The sequence below is a fragment of the Wolbachia endosymbiont (group A) of Udea olivalis genome (assembly GCF_964028365.1).
Classification (GTDB): Bacteria; Pseudomonadota; Alphaproteobacteria; order Rickettsiales; family Anaplasmataceae; genus Wolbachia; species Wolbachia pipientis.
In genome coordinates, this window is record NZ_OZ034773.1 from 62,642 (window position 1) to 77,962 (window position 15,321).

At 33.1% G+C, this 15,321-nt stretch carries 13 protein-coding genes and 1 pseudogene; 5 read left to right on the plus strand and 9 right to left on the minus strand.

All coding sequences use genetic code 11. The annotated features are described in order from the left end of the window. Nucleotides 1-183: 183 nt before the first annotated feature. Nucleotides 184-831: a heme exporter protein CcmB gene (locus ABWU32_RS00295; protein WP_015589376.1), complete on the minus strand. Its 648-nt coding sequence runs from the start codon at nt 829-831 to the stop codon at nt 184-186. Nucleotides 832-937: 106 nt separating this feature from the next. On the opposite strand from ABWU32_RS00295, the gene ABWU32_RS00300 reads away from it, so the two are divergent. Together ABWU32_RS00300 and ABWU32_RS00305 are read left to right on the plus strand one after the other, a co-directional pair. Then, on the plus strand, nt 938-1,330 hold the full coding sequence (locus ABWU32_RS00300; protein WP_010963040.1) for a TraR/DksA family transcriptional regulator: 393 nt from the start codon (nt 938-940) through the stop codon (nt 1,328-1,330). Between the two features lie 296 nt (nt 1,331-1,626). Beyond that, nucleotides 1,627-2,770 (plus strand): annotated as a pseudogene (locus ABWU32_RS00305) (transposase). Nucleotides 2,771-2,959: 189 nt separating this feature from the next. Here ABWU32_RS00305 and ABWU32_RS00310 read toward each other — a convergent pair. The 6 genes from ABWU32_RS00310 to ABWU32_RS00335 all read right to left on the minus strand — a co-directional run bounded on the left by ABWU32_RS00310 (nt 2,960) and on the right by ABWU32_RS00335 (nt 8,574). Then, complete coding sequence (locus ABWU32_RS00310) at nt 2,960-4,210, minus strand: citrate synthase (protein ID WP_015589409.1); 1,251 nt, start codon at nt 4,208-4,210, stop codon at nt 2,960-2,962. An 80-nt stretch (nt 4,211-4,290) separates the two neighbouring features. Beyond that, nucleotides 4,291-4,560 carry a 30S ribosomal protein S20 gene (gene rpsT, locus ABWU32_RS00315; RefSeq protein ID WP_012673338.1) on the minus strand — a complete coding sequence of 90 codons (270 nt, stop codon included), beginning with the start codon at nt 4,558-4,560 and terminating at the stop codon, nt 4,291-4,293. Between the two features lie 51 nt (nt 4,561-4,611). Beyond that, nucleotides 4,612-5,337 (minus strand): lysophospholipid acyltransferase family protein, encoded by a 726-nt coding sequence (locus ABWU32_RS00320; RefSeq protein ID WP_010963063.1) that lies wholly within the window; start codon nt 5,335-5,337, stop codon nt 4,612-4,614. A 55-nt stretch (nt 5,338-5,392) separates the two neighbouring features. Then, on the minus strand, nt 5,393-6,379 hold the full coding sequence (locus tag ABWU32_RS00325) for a tyrosine recombinase (protein WP_174516851.1): 987 nt from the start codon (nt 6,377-6,379) through the stop codon (nt 5,393-5,395). Between the two features lie 365 nt (nt 6,380-6,744). Then, nucleotides 6,745-7,380, minus strand: a complete 636-nt coding sequence (locus ABWU32_RS00330) for a DnaA ATPase domain-containing protein (RefSeq protein WP_006280257.1) — start codon at nt 7,378-7,380, stop codon at nt 6,745-6,747. A gap of 129 nt (nt 7,381-7,509) precedes the next feature. Further along, nucleotides 7,510-8,574, minus strand: a complete 1,065-nt coding sequence (locus tag ABWU32_RS00335) for an AI-2E family transporter (protein ID WP_141456664.1) — start codon at nt 8,572-8,574, stop codon at nt 7,510-7,512. A gap of 263 nt (nt 8,575-8,837) precedes the next feature. Between ABWU32_RS00335 and ispD the strand changes: the two genes are divergently transcribed. After that, a complete protein-coding gene (gene ispD, locus ABWU32_RS00340) occupies nt 8,838-10,031 on the plus strand; it encodes a 2-C-methyl-D-erythritol 4-phosphate cytidylyltransferase (RefSeq protein ID WP_015589406.1) in 1,194 nt (397 codons plus the stop codon). Nucleotides 10,032-10,995: 964 nt separating this feature from the next. Here the strand turns inward: ispD and ABWU32_RS00345 are convergent. Further along, a complete protein-coding gene (locus ABWU32_RS00345) occupies nt 10,996-12,060 on the minus strand; it encodes a 5-(carboxyamino)imidazole ribonucleotide synthase (protein WP_141456665.1) in 1,065 nt (354 codons plus the stop codon). 99 nt (nt 12,061-12,159) lie between these two features. Here ABWU32_RS00345 and apaG point away from each other — a divergent pair, with 99 nt between their 5' ends. Then, entirely contained in the window at nt 12,160-12,561 is a 402-nt protein-coding gene (gene apaG / locus ABWU32_RS00350; protein WP_174516854.1) for a Co2+/Mg2+ efflux protein ApaG, read from the plus strand. A gap of 234 nt (nt 12,562-12,795) precedes the next feature. Further along, on the plus strand, nt 12,796-13,689 hold the full coding sequence (locus ABWU32_RS00355; RefSeq protein WP_015589403.1) for an Rpn family recombination-promoting nuclease/putative transposase: 894 nt from the start codon (nt 12,796-12,798) through the stop codon (nt 13,687-13,689). A gap of 10 nt (nt 13,690-13,699) precedes the next feature. Here the strand turns inward: ABWU32_RS00355 and ABWU32_RS00360 are convergent, their stop codons facing one another. Continuing rightward, nucleotides 13,700-15,298 (minus strand): ABC transporter permease, encoded by a 1,599-nt coding sequence (locus tag ABWU32_RS00360; protein ID WP_015589402.1) that lies wholly within the window; start codon nt 15,296-15,298, stop codon nt 13,700-13,702. Nucleotides 15,299-15,321: the final 23 nt, after the last annotated feature.

Here is a 15,321-nt window from a genome sequence, read left to right on the forward strand (position 1 = left end):
CGGTTGTCAGGTTAGCTGTTATCCCAGTTTTTGACACTGGGATGACAACGAAGGGCTACTTGGATGACAGGGAAGGATGCTGAAATGAAGGTTTTTCAAATTGTCGATAAACCTAAATCTATAATAACTATTTGCCTTTTTTCTAGGTTATGCAAGAAGTCTACTGAATAACAGTAAGATTTTTCAATCCTGTTCCACAGCAAATTTTAGTGCCATGTGAGTAGTTACAGTGCTGTTAACAATCAAAATAACAAAAACTAAGATGGTGATTAGTAGTGTATAAATATTCAAGGATAAATTTTCAAATTGAGTTAGCATTTTAAAATACACAAAGGTTGGCATTATCATTGGCAAAACAAGAATTTGCGATACTCCTGATGCTAAGTTGTTTTGACCAATCATCAATGCATTTCCAGTAGCTGAAATATTAGTGATTATCAGCGTATTAAATAATAAAGACACTCCAACTGCTATTGAGTGTTCAATACTATTGCCTAGAATTGCAAAGCTGAATATGGAAGAAATTACTGAAATCGGTAACCCAAATAATAACCAGTGAGCGAAAATTTTATAAGCAACTATAAGCCTAGAAGAGAGTGGCTGTACAAAGATTTGCTCTAATATTCCATCATGATAATCAGATGTAAACAAATTATTTGTAGAAATCTGCAAAACAAATGTAGCACATATCCATGTTAATGTTAACATAACTTCTTGTTTATTGTTGTTTTTAAGTGTAAATGAAGATAAACTTAACATTATGATAAAAATACATACTATATAGGTAAAGTTCTTATCATCTATTACTAATTTTTTTACTGAGTCGATCATACTAGGCTTTTAAATGTTTATTATAAATTATAGTGTTTACTTTGAGGTAGTATAATTTTTTGTTCATAAATTATATAGGTTTTATTATTTTTTTGATAATGCAATTATGGAAAAGTTACCAAAAATAAAGTCACCAGAAGATTACACTCCTTCAGAAGATGAAGAATATATGAGCGTAAAACAACTGGAATACTTCAGCTTAAAGTTACAATCAATACTCGCTGAGTTAGAGAAACAAGAACTAGAAGATAATAGTATTGATACATACTATTCTGATGAAGATAGTGGAAACGAGGAATTAATCAAGCGTCGAAAAGATAGAAAAGAAAAAATTAAGGAGGCGTTAGAAAAAATAAAATTAGGCACTTATGGTTACTGCGATGGAACAGGAGAAGAAATAGGAGTCGAAAGACTTAAAGCTAATCCGCTTGCTATATATTGTATTGAAGAGCAAGAGAGAGTAGAAAAAGAAAAGAACGTGTACAACATTAACGATTAATTTACACATAAGTGGTGAGCCCATTGGACTTCAAGAAGAGCAAGAGGCGCTGAAGTATGTTATGCTATAAAGAAAGTGGAAAATTGGACATTCTCAACTTGACTCCTGCAGATTAAAAATTAAGTTGTATCCGTTCAGGCAATGGCGTCAACTTAAGGAAAAATATCAGCGATAGTGTATAAAATTTCTCTCTAAATTTTTTATCATTAAATTATCCAAAGAGTGCAAGGGACAGCACTTTTGTTTCTGTTTTATTTCAACAAAGAAGTCTAAAATGTGTCCTTTTTAGGTGAAATATGCAAAAAGGAAAAAACCTTATTCTACAAATTAAAAATATAATATACTCGAAAACTTTTCAGAAAATCCATTGTGTTGAGTTTTACACGAACAAGAAAACTTCCTTTTTCGACAGTATTTTCTATGATTTTAAAGTTAGTTAAAAAAAGTTTGGGAATAGAATGTGAACTTATGGAGCCATTGACATGTACCCTCAAAGCAAGCTTTTTCTAAAGCAAGGTATAAGATTTGCCATACAGGCTTTCAAGAATTTAAGCATCCAAACAGCCTATCAGGATGAACCTGAGTTGGAGAGGCTATAGACTTATTGCAGAAGATGGTTCTGGTATGAGATTACCCAGCTCTGGGGAAATTGTATCCGAGTTTGAACCAAATGGAACAACAGGCACCATTGGCAATTTGTTTGTTGATTTGTGTACTTCGCTAATTTGTAGTGCTCGTCTTGCAGCTTGGAATATAGGTGAACAAACGTTGGCGGCAGAGCAATTACCCGAAGTTATCACTCAAATGCGTTTATTAAATCAAGAGAAATTATTATTTATCTATGATCGTCTTCAGTAAAATTCATTCAGCAGCATTATGATTTGGAAGTAGATTTTATTTTTCGCTTGCAAAAAAGAAATTATAGTAAGCTATGGGAACGCTGGCGAATTAGATTTTGATTTTATATTAGAAAATGAAAAGCTAAAAAATAAAATGAAAGGACAGAAAGTAAGAGTTATAGTGCTGACATTAGCCAACTGAGAAACAGAGTTTTTGACCGAGACTTTGGAGCAAAGCTTATGTGTTAAGGTGGCACATAGAGGAGTGCTATAAACGACTCAAAGTAGGAGCAGAGTTAGAGAATTTTTCTGGAGAGGCTGTATTACAAGAATTTTGGGCAAACTTGGTCATGTGCAATATATTATCGCTTCATATGTGTGATGCACAAGGGCCTTGGAACCCAGATCAAATTACTGAGTATCGTTTAAATTTTTCAGTTTTATTTGGTGTAATGAGGCAGAAACTCTATCAGGTACTTATTGCGCCAAAAAACTTTCAAGCCCTTTTTAAGTATACGCGCTAAAGTTAAAATCCGACCGGGACAGCCGCAATAAAGTAGATAAGCCTAAACGCCATCATGTCTTTAGGAGAGTTTGCTAATGAAAGTTCTTAAGTTGACGCCATTGGCTGAACGGATACGGAATGACACCATCCTTTTTTCTGGATTCCAGACTGGAATGACACCTCTGGACACTTCCGTCGTAAAGGAACCAGTGTCAGCTACTCGGATGACACCTTTTTTCTACTTAGTTTGGGTTATGCAAGAAGTCTAATGAAGTGAAAATAAATTTATTTACCAAAATAGAGTTGCCTTGGTCTACAGATCTTAGTTTCTTTATCATTTATCATTTCATACCACTGAGTAACCCAACCAGTGGTTCTTGCAAGTGCAAAAATAGGCGTGAACATATTTGAGGGGATATCAATAGCATTCATTATTATACCTGAGTAAAAATCAACATTTGGATATAACTTACGCACGATAAAATATTCATCCTTTAAAGCTATTTCTTCAAGTTTTTTTGCAATTTTAAGCAGTTCATTATTTTGTTCTAGTTTACTTAGAACCTCATGGCAAGCGCCTTTCAATATACGCGCGCGCGGATCATAATTTTTATAAACACGATGTCCAAATCCCATCAATTTAAATGGATCTTTATCATCTTTAGCTTTTTCGATGAATTTATCTATATCTCCACTTTGCTCTATCTCTTTTAGCATATTTATAACTGCCTCATTAGCTCCACCATGTGCTGGTCCCCAAAGTGTAGCAACTCCTGCAGAGAGGCTTGCAAACAGATTAGAACCAGCCGATCCCACCAATCTGACAGCCGCCGTAGAAGCATTCTGTTCATGATCAGCATGGAGAGTAAATATTTTATCCAGAGCTTTTGCAAAAAGGGCGCTTTTATCATTATCAACAGCATCGCCAAATATCATCTTTAAGAAATTTTCACTGTAACTTAATTCATTGTTAGCATTTATGAATTCCTGATTGTTGATATGCCTATAAATCATTGCAATAATTGTGGAAACTTGCGCTATTGCAGAAATTCCAAAATCTAGGTCTTCACCATTGACATTGTTGCCATGCTTTTCATGATAAGATGCTGACAAACTTGCAAAACATGCAACTAAGATTGACATAGGGTGAGCAGTTTTTGGAAATGCTTTAATTACATTTGTAACTTGCTCTGATACTTTGGATGATTCTTGTATTTTGAGAAGAAATTTTTTGTGTTGCTCTGAACTGGGTAATTCACCATAGAGCAATAAATAAATCACAGCAGTAAAATTATTATTCTCTGCCAAATCAGCTATATTATGTCCCCTATATTTAAGAACTCCTTCATCTCCATCAATGAATGTAATTGTAGAAGAGCATGAAGCTGTAGAAACAAACCCTGGATCGTAAGTGAATAATCCTGTCATCTTATATAAATCCTTGATATTTAACACATCAGGACCTGTTGTTCCGCTTAATACAGGTAGCTCGATTTTTAATCCATTACTTAGTTCTAATAGCACTTTTTTATCCATCACTTAAGCTACTTAAATTTTATACAGAATATACAAACTGAGGAGTATATATTAATACAGTTAACTTTACATTAACCGTATTAAGCGGTCATCAATGCTTTTACTTTTGCATTTAAGCGACTTATTTTACGCGCAGCAGTATTCCTATGAATAACACCTTTATTCACACACTTGTGTAAATTAGATTCAGCATTCCGAAATGCCAGAACAACATTTTCTTTGTCGCCAGACTTGATTATATCAACCAATTTTCTAATAGAGGTGCGAGTTTTACTTTTCCGCATCTTATTTATTAAAGTGCGCTTTGCTATTACCTTTATCATTTTTTTAGCACTCTTATGATTTGCCATATATTAATACCTAAAATACTGTACTTTTCTTTTAATTATAAAGTTTTTTTGTTAATTTGCAATATCAGTTTTTCCTATGGTTAATCTACTGCTTCTCTCTTCAATAATTTTTTCTAAACTTTGCAAGAATTCATTTTTGTTTAACCCAGGATATATTGGGGGCAATATTTCTATTACTGCCTTTCCGGGATTCTTTCTCAGAGAAAGTATGCTTTTTGGCCAAAACAAACCAGTGTTTAAAGCAACCGGTAACACAGGAACAGATAATACGCTATATAAAGCAGCAATACCTGGTTGATATTTTATATTTTGGTTTATAGTTGTTCTTGTACCTTCAGGAAATATTATTATGCTTCTATTTTCTTTTATACGCATTTTTGCTAGTTTGATTATATGGCGTATAGAACTGATACCATCTGAACGGTTAATAAAAATCATTTTCAGCGCTATAAGATGCAAACCAATGAATGGAATCCATTTCAATTCACGTTTTAAAATAAAAACCGCTTTTCTAAATAGTAGTATAAAAATAAATGTTTCAAATGGAGATTGGTGTTTAGATGCAATGATAAAAGGTTGCTTAGGAATGTTTTCCATTCCCCTCACTTCATATTTAATGCCACATAATAAACGCAGCATGAATAATACAACTCTCACCGAACAGACGAGGAAAATGGTTATTACACACTCAGAAAAGAAAATTACAGGGAGAGTAATGAAAGTATAGAATACCTCCCATAATATAAGAAAGAAATTAAACAATAAACTTGAAATCACAAACTCACATAAATTTATTTAAATTTAACTTTATTACAAATTAAAAACAATAAATTTAATTATTGATCATCTGAGTAATAGGATGCGAATCAGCTAATTTGTCCTTTAACTTTTCGTTAGCAATATGAGTATATATTTGTGTTGTAGAAAGGTTAGTATGGCCAAGAACTTTCTGTATCAACACAATATTTGCTCCGCTATTTAGTAGATGGGTAGCAAAAGAATGCCTAATCACGTGTGGAGAGATCTTATTTTCATCAATATTGCATTTTCTTGCCAACTCCTTCATTAATTGACCGAGCCTCTGCCTTGTAATTGGTTTATTAGGTTTATCACCTGGGAATAGCCAATCGGATTCCTTTTCTTTAGAGATCAGATTATCACGAACTGATAAATAATTTCTAAGGCTCTGCAATGCTTGTTCATTAAAAAGAATTTGCCTCTCTCTACCACTTTTCCCTTTTATTATTATATAGCATTCTTTGTTATTACTGTTTATTAAATGTGACACTTCACATAATTTCATACTAATTAGTTCAGAAACACGCATTCCAGAAGAGTAAAGGATATCTAAAATCGCACATAGCCTTTTACTGCTTATCTCTTTATTCGATTCGCTTGCTGATTTTCTCACTGTGTCCATTAGCAAAAATATTTCTTCGACACTTAAATACTTAGGCAAAGGACGAGAAACTTTTGGATTCTTTAATTCAGCATCATTAGCCGGCGCTGGATTAAAATCTATTATTCCGTCATTAAATAGACACTTGTAAAAATTTTTCATAGCGGATATTTTTCTTGATATAGAGCTACTTTTATATTTTTTTTGTGTACATAAAGATTTCACATAATCTTTAATATTGGTTTTGTTTACACCAACCAAGGTAGTGCCGCTTTCCAATAAAAATTCTTCAAACTGGTGTAAATCCGAACGATAACTTTCCAGAGTATTTTGTGCAGCGAACCTCTCTGAAGCTAAAGCATCTATGTAATATGTTATGTAAAGATTTTCTTTTTTATTTTGCGACTGTTTATTTTTCATTATCAGTTCCTATATTTATTTCTTTGGCTATAATTTGATTAGAAGTGTTCCCTGTGTTTCTTATGAGAAAATATGAGACAAATAAAGCATTTATCAATAGAGTGAACATCACAAACTTTTGCTTTAACCTTTTTCTTAAATTTAATCTTACTCTTATCATAGTTAAATTATAACGTTAAATCTATAAAAAACACCTTATAAAGTGAGCTCTACTATAAATATAGAATACTTCTTAGCTGTATCTATCTATATTTATTATAACATAACATTGATTATAATTCTAACATGGACAGATAGAGATTCCAATTACGTTAGTGTTATGGGTGTTAATAAATTTTTAATATACACCTTTACAAAAGAAGAAATCAAATGGCATCTTTTTTTAATAAAGTGCTAATAAAAGGAACGGTCACATTTGACCCTATAGATTCATTATCTATCTTTTCTATAATTTTATCAATGCTATAGAAAGAACGTTCTATTCTTGCTAAAATATAATTAATCACTTTTAAATCAATTTTTAACTGTTTATCTGAAAATCGTTTTATTAGCATAATTCTTAATAATTCCTCGCTTGCAGGCAAAATTTTTACGCTGATAGTTGATAATATTCGAGAACTTAAATCTCTTAGTTTGAAGTTAAGCTTTTTTGGTGAAATTGAAGAAGTGATTAGCAGCCTCTTGTCGTTTTCTTTCATGTAATTGTAACAATGTAATAACATTGCTTCATCTTTAATGTTTTGTACGTCTTCTAAAATAAAAGCATCGCTATACCTAATCTCGCTTACGAAGTTATTCACATTGATAAAGATTGCATCGTTTATTGATTGCCAAATATGAGCAAGATGAGTTTTACCGGAGCTTTTAGGTCCAAAAAGAATCAGACATTTCCAAGATAAATCATTAACTACCGAATTATATACGTGCTTATTTTCATCTAAGATGATGTAATTTTGCCGGCTATAATCAGCTTGATTGTTGTTAAATAAATTTAATTGCACGTTGAACCTCTTACGTAACCTCTTTCTGGTAGTAATTTTTGCGCAGAAATTTACTTACGCTCCTCAAATGTGTCAGGTATTCTGGGCTCATTTCTCCTCTTACCATAAATTGATTATGCAAAAGGTCTGTTAGCCGTTTTTATAAAGCTCACTTTTAAAATATTTATTGATTGCATATTCTACTGATACATTGAACATTGCTATTATTGGAATAAAAAGTAATATACCTGTAAATCCAAAATATGAAGCGCATATAGTAATTCCCAGAATAATTACAGTTGGATGTATATGAACTTTTTTTCCTATTAATAAAGGAACTAATATATTTGAATCTATTAATTGTCCAACACCAAATAATAGCAAAACGGCAGCACTTTCAAACCATCCACTAAATTGAGTGATAGCGCTCAAAAACCCAATAATGGTATATAATAATGGCCCTACGTAAGGTATGAACGTTAACATTCCTGATAAAATTCCAATAACAATAGAGTGTTCCAATCCGATTATGCTCAGGCTCACAGAGTAAAAGACCATCATGACAATACATACATTTACCTGCCCCTTTAGATAATTAGATATAATGAAATCCACTTTGGAAAAATAATCTGCAATTTTTCCTCTGTAAGGAATAGGGATTAATTTATTAGCTTTTTCTATAATTAAAGGCCAATCACGTAATATGTAGAAAAACACTACAGGAGTAATCACCATTAATGATACCGTGTTAAAGCTTGAACTTAACACTTGGATTATAAAGTTACTAGCAATATCAAGAGCATTCATGAAATAAGATACATAGTTGCTGTAATTTTCTGCTAGATTTTTAGATAAGTGATCAAATAAGCTATCCTCGATTTTTATATTAAGAAATTCTAATACAGAGGGGATTACTTTAAGCTTTAATGAAGGCACTTTACTCACTAAGAAATTTAATATTGAAGTAATTTGAACATATATAATAGGTAAAACAAATGTTATGACTAGTATAAAAGCTATTAATAAAATAAGTATTATAAAAATTACAGAACATGAACGCGGTATTCTATACTTTTCAAACTTAACTACTAGCGGATTAAACAAATATGCAATAATAATAGATATTAAACATGGAAAAATCATAGGACGCATCAGGAATAACATCCCTATTATAAAAAGCAGTATGAAACAAATAGTTATATGACGTTTTTGCATGTGTTTAGCATAGCTAATTTACTGAAAAATATGTAATTTATTTTTCCTATGTTGAAAGTATTTTACGATTTGTAATACTATCGTTTTTTACTAAAATTTAGTTGTTTAATCCGCAGGCAAAGATAGATTTTGAGCTCTCTAAATATCTCTTTTGCTATTATAATTATGCTAGTTAATAGGGGAAGTAACTTTTATATGATGTCAGAAATTTTATTTTTCGGAAAGAATCTTGGATAGAGAGGAAAGCTTCTACAAAAAGAAATATGTGCGCTAAGAAATACAAAATAGCAGCATTAATAGTTGCAGCGGGAGTAGGCAGTAGATGCAATTCTACGATTCCTAAGCAATATATAAAACTGGCAGGTAAATCTGTTTTATTTCATACAATTAAAAGATTTCTGGCTAACCAATATATAGATTACATAAGAATAGCAATTAATAGAGACCATGAAAGTTTCTATGAGAAAGCTATATCACTAATTACAGACACTAAATTACTAAGCCCTGTATACGGAGGAGAAAACAGGCAAAGTTCAGTTAAACTAGGGCTTGAAAGCTTACAAAAAGTTAACCCAGATTTTGTAGTTATACACGATGCTTGTAGGCCTTTTGTGTCAGATGTTCTGATAGATAACTTGGTTGAATCTATGATTAATGATCAATATACAGGAGTAGTTCCAGCAATAGAAGTTGAAGACACTATGTCATTGGTGAGTAATAGTTTTATTGAATCTACGATTTCAAGAGGAAAGCTCAGAGCCATACAAACCCCTCAAATTTTTAATTTCAAAGAATTATTATCATGCCATCAATCAGTCAAAGAATTTACTGACGATTCATCACTAATGGTAGAGCACAAAAAACATGTTGCGATTATTAAAGGTGAGAAAAGCAATTTTAAGTTAACCACAAAAGAGGATATCAATATGGCAAAGCTTCTTTTTGAAGAGCCAAAATTTCGTGTCGGAGCCGGTTATGATATACATAAGTTCATTAAAGTTCAAAACGGTGCTGAAAGCTTTATAAAAATTTGCGGTGTGAAAATTGAACACAACATGGCAATAGAAGCGCACTCTGATGGTGATGTTGCAATACATGCAATCGTTGATGCAATACTCGGAGCACTGGGATATGGCGACATAGGAGAGCACTTTCCTCCTAGTTCCTCTGAATGGAAAGATTGCAATTCATCTCACTTCCTTGACTTTGCTGCTAAAAAAGCAAAAGAAAAAGGGTACAGCGTATCTAATTTAGATATTACTATAGTTTGTGAAGAGCCTAAAATATCGCCTTACAAAGTAGAAATGAAGAAATTCATATCAAAAGCATTAGAAATTGATGATGAATTTGTAAATATCAAAGCAACCACTGCAGAAAAATTAGGTTCTCTTGGAAGAAATGAAGGAATAGCTGTACATGCTTCTGTGTTATTGCATACAAACTTTTATTGGAAATAGAAACGAAAAACTTCCTTGACAAACTCCGCCAGCCCCCTTATCATGAAACTGAAGCTATTTATTTATCTTCTCTGTACAGATTAAATGACAAAAAAACTCACGTATCTGGCGTCTCATGTTTAATTTTTTGCACTATGTGCACCTTATGTCTTTATCAAATTTCTGGGTTTTTACCTACACAAGCTGAAATACGCTTATAAAGCATTTAAAACATTAAAAAACGCCAACTTAAAAAATGGATAGTGAATAATTAGCTACCCTAGGGTTTCTTTTGCCTTTTTTTCTGTTTAGTAAATTTCTTAACGTTTATAATTTAGATTAGTTGCGGCTTAAAAGCAACTGAATCGCGGTTATTAAACGTTTAGAATAAAAAAACGCCATACTTGAAAGTATAATGTAAGTAATTAGCCAACCACGGGGCTTTTTTTGCCTTTTTTTTCGTTTGGTAAATTTTTTAATGTTTGTGGCTAAACGACAACCGTCATCCCGCTGCTTGTTAGCGGGATCTAGAGATACCGCGGCGGCATGACGTAGGACTGCTGTCATTCAAGTAGCTGACGCTGGAATCCAGCCTTGCTGTAATCTCATCAAGAACGTTGTGTTTTAACATAAGATCAGCCACTTTTATGCTTACCAACTTAATAAAATTCCTGGATCCAAGTAGTCAGGCTACTCGGATGACACCTTCATAAAGTGAAATGAGATCCCGCTAACAAGCAGCGGGATGACGAGAAAGGGGCTACTCGGATGACACCCTCATAAAGTAAAATGAGATCCCGCTAACAAGCAGCGGAATGACGGGAAAAGAGGTGCTGGGATGACACCTTCACAAAGTGAAATGAGATCCCGCTAACAAGCAGCGGGATGACGGGAAAAGAGGTGCTAGAATGACACCGTTTACTATGTAACATCTCATCATATCACAATGTTCGTACAGTTGTGGCGGTATAACGTAGAAAAACTGTTAACTTAAATCTATATTGACATGTCCCATTTTACGCTTATCTCTAACCTCTTTTTTCCCGTATATGGTTAAACTAGCTTTTTCGTTGCTCAAATACTTATGAGAATCATATATATCATTACCTATTATATTTTTCGTCATACAAGGAAAGCGTAATACTACTTCCTGCATAGGTAGCCCGCATATTATCCTAACCAGCTGTTCAAATTGACTAACGTTACATGCATCCAAGCTCCAGTGGCAAGAATTGTGAGGTCTGGGAGCTAGTTCATTAACTAACAATTCGTTATCTTTAGTAACAAAAAATTCAATAGCCAGAATTCCTATTACATCAAGCGCATTTGCTATTTTCTTTGCAGCTCGTTGTACCTCTTGAGTTAATTTGCTATCTATTTTAGCTGGCACTGTTGAAGTATCAAGTATTCCATCAACGTGGTAATTTTCTGCTATAGGAAAAAAAGCTACTTTACCGTTTTTATCTCTTGCAACGACTATTGAAACCTCTTTCAGTAAATCAACACTTGCTTCAAGAATGTACTCTGTATTCCAATCAAAGGAAGCAAATTGCTTCACTTCAGAATCATTCTCAAGCACATATTGCCCTTTTCCATCATAACCCATTTCTGTTGTTTTCAGCCTTGTTGGATAGCCAAAAGCTCTACTGCTTTCCAGTAGCTCATTATAATTTTGTATACTTTTGTATTCAGCAGTTTTTATACTCAAGCTTCTAATGAAATCTTTCTCTCTAAGCCTATTTTGCGCAATGTGTAACGCTTTTTTACCCGGATAAAAATTTACATCGATATTAATTGCACTACATGGAATATTTTCAGACTCAATAGTGACCAAATCCACACTCTGTGCAAAAGATTCAAGCGCTTTCTTATCAGAGAAATCTGCTATTGTGAAATCATCAGCAACAGAGCAAGCCGGATCGTCTTTAGCACTGGCAAAAACATGTGTTTTTTGTCCAAGTTTTGTTGCAGCGATAGCAGTCATTTTACCTAATTGTCCACCACCTATTATTCCTATTACTTTTTTGCTAAGCGCATCTGGTTCATTCATACTATAAATTGATATTTCCTAATTAGAGTATACTTGAAAAATCTATGAAAAAAGTATATAATTAGGATACTATCTTTTTATCATGAATATTCTATAATGATTCTAGAATACACACTAACTACCAACTTTGTTGAAGTTACAGTTTTACCAATTTATATTGAAGAGCAATCCATTCCTTATGAAAATTGCTATGTATGGATGTATAACGTTAAGATAAAAAACAAAAGCCAATCAACTATTCAATTGTTAAGTCGTCATTGGCAAATAATAGATTATAAGGGAAAAGTAAATGAAATTGCCGGAGTTGGTGTTATCGGAGAACAACCTGTGATAAAATCTGGAGAGGTATTCAAATACACAAGTGGAACATACTTAAATGCACCGTCAGGAATAATGCAGGGTAAGTATGAATTTCTGAATGAAGAAAGCATAAAAATTTTTGAGGTTATGATACCACCCTTTTCTTTGGATAGTCCATACGTCAAAACTAGACCCCATTAACTATCAAAATAGTTTATTTGTAACCAGACTGCATTCTGTGATTTTTAGCAAAGCACGATACACAATCGTCATCCCGCTACTTGTTAGCGGGATCTATGCTAAGATACCGCGAATGAATCGCGGTATGACGGTTCGTGGCGGTTATGACGTGTTAGCTATAGCTATCTTCAAAAATATGGTTGAATAATTGTTAATAATAGTGTATAATTATTAATATTTTTAAGCACTTTGGCTATGGCTCTTTCAAAATTTCTCGATCCTCGCAATGATTTGTGTTTCAAAAAAATCTTTGGAACGGAAAAAAATAAGAATATCCTGACCCACTTTTTGAACGATATTTTAGGGTTTACTGAGATAAATGCAATACAAGAAGTTGAGTTTCTTAGCACTATTATGGATCCCGAAGTTGCCTCTGATAAACAAAGTATTGTTGATGTTCTCTGCAAGGATTCTCACGGAAATAGATATATAGCAGAAATGCAGCTCGCTAGAGACAAGGGCTTTGAAAAGCGCGCACAACTCTATGCTGCTAAAGCCTACTCAAGACAATTAGATAAATCTGGCAACTACATTGATTTAAAGAAAGTCTTCTTTATTGCTATATCAAATTGTAACTTACTTCCTGAAGAAGTTGATTATATTTCTACTCACAATATACGTGATATAAAAACTAACGGCCATTACTTAAAAGATTTTCAGTTTGTCTTTATTGAGTTGCCTAAATTCGCAAAAAATAAAGTAGAGCAGTTAGAAAGTATAGTAGAAAGGTGGTGTTTCTTTTTTAAATACGCAGAAGAAACAACAGAAGAGGACTTAAAAGAGATAGCAGAAAAAGCGCCAATAATAAAGCTAGCATATGATGAATTAGACAAGTTTCGTTGGAACGAAAAAGATTTAGTAGCCTATGAAGAAAGGATAATGGATCTACGCAAAGAAGAAGCTATTCTTGAATACAGACTTGATCTTGCTGAAGAGAAAGGTATACAAAAAGGTATAGAGAAAGGGAAAATTGAAGGGAAAATTGAAGTCGCAAAAGCAATGCTGGCTAATAATGTTGATGTCAACACTATTGTTAAGTTTACTGGCCTTTCTATTAGTGAGATTGAAGAATTAAGTGGAAATCTGTGAACAGTTACGTTTATTTTTTATCCTTATCATCAAGTGTAAATAAGGTTATTGTAGAGATTAAGCCTATTATAACTATTATTAACGAAAATGGGGCAGCTTCTCTATAGCGCTCATCGCTTACAAGTTCATATATTCTAGTTGATATAGTTTCAAAATTAAATGGTCTTATAATGAGTGTTGCTGTGAGCTCTTTGATAGTATCCATAAATACGAGCAAAAATCCCGATAATATACTCTTCTTGATGAGAGGGATATGAACATTCAAACATGTGGAAATAGGTCCGTGACCCATGGTATATGCAGTCCACTCAATTTCATTTGGTGTTTTTTTGAGCCCTGACTCTACCGCCTTGAAAGATATAGCAAAAAAACGGAATAAATATGAGTAAACTAATGCGCCAATAGTTCCTACTAAGCTAATTTCCACAACATATTGAGTAATGAAAGAGGATATTCTGCTTAAAAATATTATTATACTAATTGCGATAATTGCATTTGGAATTGCGTAGCCTAAAGAAATGAGACGCGCTATATTGTTGATTACCTTATTTTTACGCGCCGTATATCCAATCATTATTGCAATGCTAATTGAGATTAATGCGGTGATAAATGATAAACTAATGCTATTTGCTATTATGTTATAGAATCTTGCTTCGTATATGAAAAACCCCTTCTCTATGCTCCAATATATGAGCGGAATCATTGGCAAAATAAAACCTATTAATATCGGCAATACACACATAAGATAAGCAAAGATCAACGGTATAGCGCCACTTATACTCCGTTTATTGTGATAATCTGAATTGGTATTGATTGAAGAGTAAGATATTCCTTTTTTTTGTAGTTTTTTTTCGATAGCTATTAGTATCACAACGAAAATTAATTCTGCAACTGCTAAAACAGTAGTTGAATATTTGTCATGCAGTAAAAACCAGGTGCGATATATTCCCGTCGTAAAAGTATCGATAGCAAGAAACTGTGGTGTGCCGAAATCTGTAATTACTTCCATTAGTACCAAAGACAACCCAGCTATAATCGATGGGCGTATGGAGGGTATGATGACAGAAAACAGGCTCTTCAATGAGGAGAACCCAAGTGTTGATGCAATAGTGACTGAGTTACTAACATTCTTTAGACTTGAGCGGACTAACATATAAACGTATGGATATAAACTAAATCCCATTACTAATATTCCACCACCTAGGGATTTTATTTCAGGAAACCAATAGTCACCTTTGCTCCACTCTAAAATGTCTCTTAATGAGCTCTGCACTGGACCTGAAAATTCTAGTGTATTTACATAGACGAACGCTACTATATATCCAGGAATCGATATCGGAAAGAACAAAGCAATCTCAAAAATTTTACTTCCAGGAAATGAAAAAAATGTGGTGAGCCACGCTGGAATTACTCCAAATATGAAAGATATTCCCCCCACTCCTATCATCAAAATTAACGTACTCAGTATATATTCAGGGAAAAGTGTGCTGATTACCCATCCGGAATTTGCTGTATCTGTAAATAGAATTGATATTAATGATAATATTGGACAGACGAATAATATACTTACTAGAAATAAGAATATATTTTTAAATACTCTTAAAAACATTAATTTGAATCTATATTTTATAT